Annotated in this window: 6 protein-coding genes; 1 reads left to right on the top strand and 5 read right to left on the bottom strand. The window is 63.9% G+C overall.

Annotated elements, in window-relative coordinates; translation table 11 throughout:
- The 5 genes from IVA92_RS28325 to IVA92_RS28305 form a co-directional block, all read right to left on the bottom strand.
- Window positions 1-1,452, bottom strand: a 1,452-nt coding sequence (locus tag IVA92_RS28325; RefSeq protein ID WP_247279329.1) for an efflux RND transporter permease subunit, incomplete at its 3' end; no start/stop codon positions are given.
- Window positions 1,453-1,525: 73 nt separating this feature from the next.
- Window positions 1,526-2,719 (bottom strand): efflux RND transporter periplasmic adaptor subunit, encoded by a 1,194-nt coding sequence (locus IVA92_RS28320; RefSeq protein ID WP_247279328.1) that lies wholly within the window; start codon window positions 2,717-2,719, stop codon window positions 1,526-1,528.
- Between the two features lies 1 nt (window position 2,720).
- Window positions 2,721-3,422, bottom strand: coding sequence for a TetR/AcrR family transcriptional regulator (locus tag IVA92_RS28315; protein ID WP_247279327.1), 702 nt, complete (start codon window positions 3,420-3,422; stop codon window positions 2,721-2,723).
- A 126-nt stretch (window positions 3,423-3,548) separates the two neighbouring features.
- Window positions 3,549-4,139 (bottom strand): thiamine pyrophosphate-dependent enzyme, encoded by a 591-nt coding sequence (locus IVA92_RS28310; RefSeq protein ID WP_247279326.1) that lies wholly within the window; start codon window positions 4,137-4,139, stop codon window positions 3,549-3,551.
- Complete coding sequence (locus IVA92_RS28305) at window positions 4,136-4,690, bottom strand: phosphonopyruvate decarboxylase (RefSeq protein WP_247279325.1); 555 nt, start codon at window positions 4,688-4,690, stop codon at window positions 4,136-4,138. The genes IVA92_RS28310 and IVA92_RS28305 overlap by 4 nt, the downstream gene beginning before the upstream one ends.
- Before the next feature lie 106 nt (window positions 4,691-4,796).
- Between IVA92_RS28305 and IVA92_RS28300 the strand changes: the two genes are divergently transcribed.
- Window positions 4,797-6,029, top strand: coding sequence for a cytochrome P450 (locus IVA92_RS28300; RefSeq protein WP_247279324.1), 1,233 nt, complete (start codon window positions 4,797-4,799; stop codon window positions 6,027-6,029).
- Window positions 6,030-6,129 lie beyond the last annotated feature (100 nt).

The following is a 6,129-nucleotide window of genomic DNA, read 5'->3' as shown; positions in this document are numbered from 1 at the left end:
CATCATCGGCGACAGCGTCAGCGCGACCACGCCCGACACGATCACCGAGCCCGCCAGCGTGAAGGCGAATTCGCGAAACAGCGAACCGGTGAGACCGCCAAGAAAGCCGATCGGTGCGTACACGGCCGCTAGCGTGATGGTCATCGAGATGACGGGGCCGACGATTTCGCGCGCGCCTTGCAGCGACGCCTGTACCGGCGTCTTGCCCTCCTCCAGATGGCGGTGGATGTTCTCCACCACGACAATGGCGTCGTCGACCACGAGGCCGATCGCGAGCACCATCGCGAGCAGGGTCAGGAGGTTGAAGCTGAAGCCCAGCGCCAGCATCAGGGTGCAGACGCCGATCATCGACAGCGGGATGGTGACGACAGGAATGATGACCGAGCGGAGCGAGGCGAGGAACAGGAAGATCACCACGATCACGATGATCACGGCTTCGCCCAGCGTCTTCTCCACCTCGTCGATCGAGGATTGGATGAACTTGGTCGAGTCGTAGGCGACCTTCATCTTCATCGAGGGCGGCAGATTGCGTTCGAGCTCGGGGAACAGCGCGCGCACGCCCTTGACCAGCGTCAGCGGGTTGCCCTGCGGCGTTGCCTGTACGCCGATGAAGATCGCATGCTCGCCGTTGAAGGCAACGCTCGCGTCCGTGCTTTGGGCCGCAAGCTCGACGGTGGCGATGTCCTCCATCCGCACGAAGCCGCCGTCCTTGGCCTTGACGATCATCTTCTTGAACTGGTTGACGTCGGTCAGGCCCGTATTCGTCGAGACGTTCGAGACGATGAGATAGCCCTTGGTCTGGCCCGCCGCGGACTGGAAGTTGTTGGCCTGGATCGCCGCCGCAACGTCCGCTGGCGACACGTTGCGGCCGGCCATCTTAACGGGATCAAGCCACAGCCGCATCGCAAAGGTCTGGCCGCCCAAAATGTCGGCCGAGGCCACGCCGTCGACCGTCGACAGCACCGGCTGCACCACGCGCGTCAGATAATCCGAGATCGCCGAGCCTGATAGCTCCTCGGACGAGAAGCCGAGATACATCACGGCCGTGGTTTGACCCGTGGTCTTGGTGACGATCGGGTCGTTGGATTCCTTCGGGATCAGATATTTGACCGAGTTCGTCTTGGCCAGCACCTCGGTGAGCGCCTGGTTCGGATCGAAGTTCAGCTTGATATAGACCTGGATCGTCGAGGTGCCGAGGACCGAGGACGAGGTGATGTAGTCGACGCCCTCGGCGGAAGCGACCGCCTGCTCGATCGGCGTCGTGATGAAGCCCTGGATCAGGTCCGCGGATGCGCCGGGATACACGGTCGTGATGTTGATGACGGTGTTCGACAGCTTCGGATACTGCCGGATCGGCAGCACCATCGCCGCGCGCAGGCCTATCAGCAGGATCAGCAGGCTGACGACGACCGACAGGACCGGTCGCTTGATGAAAATGTCGGTAAAGGCCATCGCGGCGATCTCGATTTCTATGTCTCAAGAAGCGTGATCCGGCCGAGCCGGATCACGCGAATGTTGTAATGGGTCAGTAGCGCGGCGGCTGCGCCGGGATTGCCGGGGCCGGGTCGGTCGAGATCGACACCGGGGCGCCCGATTGCAGCTTGAGCTGGCCGACGGCGACGACTTTGTCGCCCGGCTTCAGACCCTTGACGATCTCGACGCGACCTTCGACCCGATTGCCGGTCTGCACGAAGGTGCGTACCGCAGAGAGACTGGTCTTACCGTCTTCTTCCTTCTTCTCGGTGATCACGAACACCGAGTCGCCGTACAGCGTGTAGTCGACCGCTGTCTCCGGAACGGTGATCACGGCCGGCTTCTCCGGCAGCACCACCGTGGTGGTGACGAACATGCCGGGCTTCAGGATCTTCTCCGGATTGGCGATGGTCGCCTGCACGCGGATGTTGCGGGTATCGGTCGCGATCTGCGGCTCGATCGTGGTGATCTTGCCCTCGAAGGTGCGGCCCGGATAGGCATCCACCCTGAGCCGGACAGTCTGGCCGACCTTCAGGCTGCCAGAGTCCTTTTCCGTCACCGTGAAGTTGGCCCACAGCTCGGACAAGTCGGTCAGCGAGACGATCGCCGTGCCGGCCGTCAGATATTGTCCGACCTCGACCTTGCGCATGCCAAGATCGCCGGAGAACGGCGCGCGGACCAGCTTCTGCGAAATCAGCGCCTCGGTCTTGGCGATGCCGGCCTGCGCCTGGTCGTAGGCAGCCTGAGCCTGATCGACGGTCGCCTGCGGGCCGAACTGGCGCGAGGCCAGCTGCTTGGCGCGGTCGAGCGACAGCTGCGCGACGGTCGCCTGCGCCTTGTAATTGGCGAGATCGCCCTGCTCCGGTGCGTCGAACAGCTGCACCAGCGGCGTGCCGGCTTCGACACGCGTACCGGGCTCGAACTTGATCTCGGTGACGCGGCCATTGACATCGGCGCTGACGTCGACCTGATGCACGGCGACAAGGCTGCCGACCGCGGTGAGCAGGTTCGGCACCACCTCCGACTTCGCCTCGGCCGCGCTTACCGCGGTCGGCGGCGGCTTGTTGTTGGCGAAGAACTGCTTGATCATCTGGCCGCGGAAATAATTGAACCAGACGAGGCCACCGACGAGCGCGGCGAGAAGCGCGCCGACGATGATGAACCACAGCACCGGCCGGACCGGACGCTTGGGAGCCTTGTTGTCGATCGGTTGGCCCGAAATCTTGTGTTCGGCTACGATGTTCATGTCATGCACTTTCTGCAATCGCCGTCTTGCCGGCATTCGCGGCCTGATTGTGGCCTAGATGCGCAGCAATTGCGGCGTCGTTAAGTCCGATACCTCTCAGGAGAAATTCACAGAGCTGCCGCTCCAGATCGTTTGCCTTGCCGTAAGCGAGACAGGGCGTGGCCGGCAGCCTGGTCAGCGCCGCCGTCATCACCGAATGATGCGCGAACCAGAACAGGTTGAGTGGATCGCCAGTGCACGGCCGTGCGTCCCCCGCGGCAACCGCGCGCTCGAGTGAGGCGACGAAGACAGCCCCGATCAGCGTCTCGATCTTGGCATATAGCAAACGGGCGAATTCGCCATCATCCAAATGGCTCGTGGCCATCAGTCGCAGGCGCTGCGCCTCCTCCTGGTCGGGCCCGTCGGCGATGTGAAGGAAATGCTCGACCATGCCGCGGATCACCTCGACCAGGGTGGCAGTCGAGGGCTCCCGTTCGAGCAGCTCCATCAGGGCCGGATCCGCCTCGCATTCGTCGCTCAGGATCTCGGCGTAGAGCGCCGCCTTGGACGGGAAATGCTTGAACAGCAGCGCCTCGGAAATAGCAGCGGCGGCCGCCACGCTCTTGGTCGTGGTGCCGTTATAGCCGTGTCGGGCAAAGCAACGTTTCGCGGCACCGAGGATCAATTGACGCCTCAGGTCGCTCGTCATACGCAATGAGCTCATGCTAGTGAGTAAGCACTCACCCACGCAAAAGTCAAGCACTATGCTGCATCGCAACCTCTAGATTGGGTCGAAACTGGCTCGCGCACACGGCGCACGAGCAGGACGACGACATCGGCAAGGCCGGCCCTAAATCGGCCGGAAGCCCAGGTCGCCCCGGAGCCGGTTGACGATGTAGGTCCCGTCCCGGGTCGGCAAGATCCGCTCAACGCTGGCGCTGTCGATCTTCACATTGGCAAAGCGTGGCCCCGCGGAAACGTCGTGGACGGCTTTGGCGAAGGCCTCGACCTCGGCCATGGTCGTGACGGCCCGGCTGTCCTCGATGCCGCAGGCCCGGGCGATGCCGACGAGGTCGGCAGCCGCGAAGGTGTGGCTGGTCTGGCCGCCGGTCTCGCCATAGGCCTCGTTGTCGAGCACGACGATGGAGAGATTGGCCGGCTTCTGCAGCCCGATGGTGGCCAAACTGCCCATGCCCATCAGCATCTCGCCATCACCGGTGATGACCAGCACCGGCAGCTTTGGCTGCGCCAGCGCGAGCCCGAGCCCGATCATCGCAGCTCCGCCCATGCCACCCCAGAGATAGAAGTTGCGCGCGTGGTCGCCGGCCGCGCACATGTCGTTGGTGGAGGCACCCAAGCCGCCAATCGCGATCACATCCTTGCGCTCCGCGAGCAGCGTGGACACCACTTGGCGGCGGTCGAGGAGATTGGCCTTGCTCATTTGGTGAAAACCTTGGCACCGATCAGGCGCTGCGACAGAAGGACGGCGGTGGGAGTGAGTGCGTTATAGGCCTGCGCTGCGGCCGCCTCCAGCACGGCCGGCACCTCGGCCGGGTTCGAGGCGCGCAGCACCTTGACGCCGGAAAGCTCGAACACCCCCTGCGTGGTCGACCCCATCGGCACCTGCCACGGATTGAACTCGCCCCACTCGCCCCGCATGGTCACGAGCGTGAGGAACGGAAAGCGCAGGATCGGGATCAGCGACAGCATGTTGATGCAATTGCCGACACCGCTCGACTGCATCAGCAACACGCCGCGCTGTCCGCCCGCCCAGGCGCCGGCGAGAAGTGCCACGCCCTCCTCCTCCGTTGTCAGCGGAATGCCGCGCATCGTGGAGGAAGCCAGCACGCGCTGGATCAGCTTCGAGTGACCGGCATCGGGCACGTACGGCACCTGCCGGACGTCGAAGCGCTGCAATGTCGCGAAAATATCGTCGGGCCAAAGAACACTTGCTTCCGGGGCCGTGTCGGGAGCGTCAGCGCGCGCGTGCATTTTCCTGTCCGGTCAGCTAGCAAAGACGGCGCGACTGTAGACGCATGCGCGCGTCGGCCAGAACAACAAAAACGGCATATCGGCTTTAACCGGCGAGTATAACGGAATGAACGCAGATGCGAAGGAGCTGGCGGCAAGCTTCGATCTCGAGAAGCTGACGCCTGAGTTCTACGACGACCCCTATCCGACCTACCGTGCACTGCGGGAGAACGAACCGGTCAAACGCCTACCGAACGGCACCGTGTTCCTGACCCGCTATGACGATCTCGTCACCACCTACAAGAACACCAAATCGTTCAGCTCGGACAAGAAGCGCGAGTTCGCGCCGAAATACGGCGACAGCCTGCTCTACGAGCATCACACCACGAGCCTCGTCTTCAACGATCCGCCCTCCCATACCCGCGTGCGCCGCCTGATCATGGGCGCACTGTCGCCTCGCGCCATCGCCGGCATGGAGGGCGACCTCATCAAGCTGGTCGACGGCCTGCTCGACGCCATCGCCGCCAAGGGGGCTTGCGAGCTGATCGAGGACTTTGCCGCCTCCATTCCGATCGAAGTGATCGGCAATCTGCTCGACGTGCCCCACGAGGAACGCGCGCCGCTGCGCGACTGGTCGCTGGCGATCCTGGGTGCGCTCGAACCGGTGGTGTCGCCCGAAGCGGCCGCGCGCGGCAACAGAGCGGTGCAGGACTTCCTCGCCTACCTCGAGACGCTGGTCGCGCGCCGGCGCCGAAAGCCCGGCAATCCCGATCGCGACGTGCTGACGCGCCTGATCCAAGGAGAAGGGAACGGCGAGGAGAACGGCGAGCGGCTGACCGAGAAGGAGCTGCTGCACAATTGCATCTTCCTGCTCAATGCCGGCCACGAGACCACCACCAACCTGATCGGCAACGGCCTCGTCGCGCTGCACCGCAATCTGGACCAGAAGCAGCGCTTGATCGCCAACCCCGACATGATCAAGACCGCCGTCGAGGAGATGCTGCGCTACGAGAGCTCCAACCAGCTCGGCAATCGGATGACCACGGAGAAGGTCGAGCTCGGCGGCGTCATGCTCGACGCCGGCACCTCGGTGACGCTGTGCATTGGCGCGGCCAACCGCGACCCCGCACAGTTTCCGGAGCCCGAACGCTTCGACATCGCGCGCACGCCGAACCGGCACCTCGCCTTCGCCACGGGCGCGCATCAATGCGCGGGCATGGCCCTGGCGCGGCTGGAAGGCGCGATCGCGATCTCGCGCTTCCTGGCGCGCTTCCCGAACTATGCCGTGACCGGGCAGCCGGTGCGGGGCGGGCGGGTCCGGTTTCGCGGCTTTTTGAGCGTGCCCTGCGCGATCGGATGAAGCCTCCAAACAAAAATGACGAAAACAACCCCATGCACAGTAGGGAACCCTCTGATATTTCTGGCAATCGGGAGGGGCCAACCATCGGACGCATGAAGGC

This window comes from Bradyrhizobium sp. 154 (assembly GCF_023073875.1).
In the GTDB taxonomy this organism is placed as follows: Bacteria; Pseudomonadota; Alphaproteobacteria; order Rhizobiales; family Xanthobacteraceae; genus Bradyrhizobium.
Note: the sequence above shows the minus strand (reverse complement) of the source record. Positions and strands in the feature narration are given on the sequence as shown.

Bases quoted from the DNA above. Each gene is read 5' to 3' on its own strand.
- IVA92_RS28305 (WP_247279325.1), bottom strand. From the start codon at position 4,690: ATGCACGCGCGCGCTGACGCTCCCGACACGGCCCCGGAAGCAAGTGTT.
- IVA92_RS28310 (WP_247279326.1), bottom strand. From the start codon at position 4,139: ATGAGCAAGGCCAATCTCCTCGACCGCCGCCAAGTGGTGTCCACGCTG.
- IVA92_RS28300 (WP_247279324.1), top strand. From the start codon at position 4,797: ATGAACGCAGATGCGAAGGAGCTGGCGGCAAGCTTCGATCTCGAGAAG.
- IVA92_RS28320 (WP_247279328.1), bottom strand. From the start codon at position 2,719: ATGAACATCGTAGCCGAACACAAGATTTCGGGCCAACCGATCGACAAC.
- IVA92_RS28315 (WP_247279327.1), bottom strand. From the start codon at position 3,422: ATGAGCTCATTGCGTATGACGAGCGACCTGAGGCGTCAATTGATCCTC.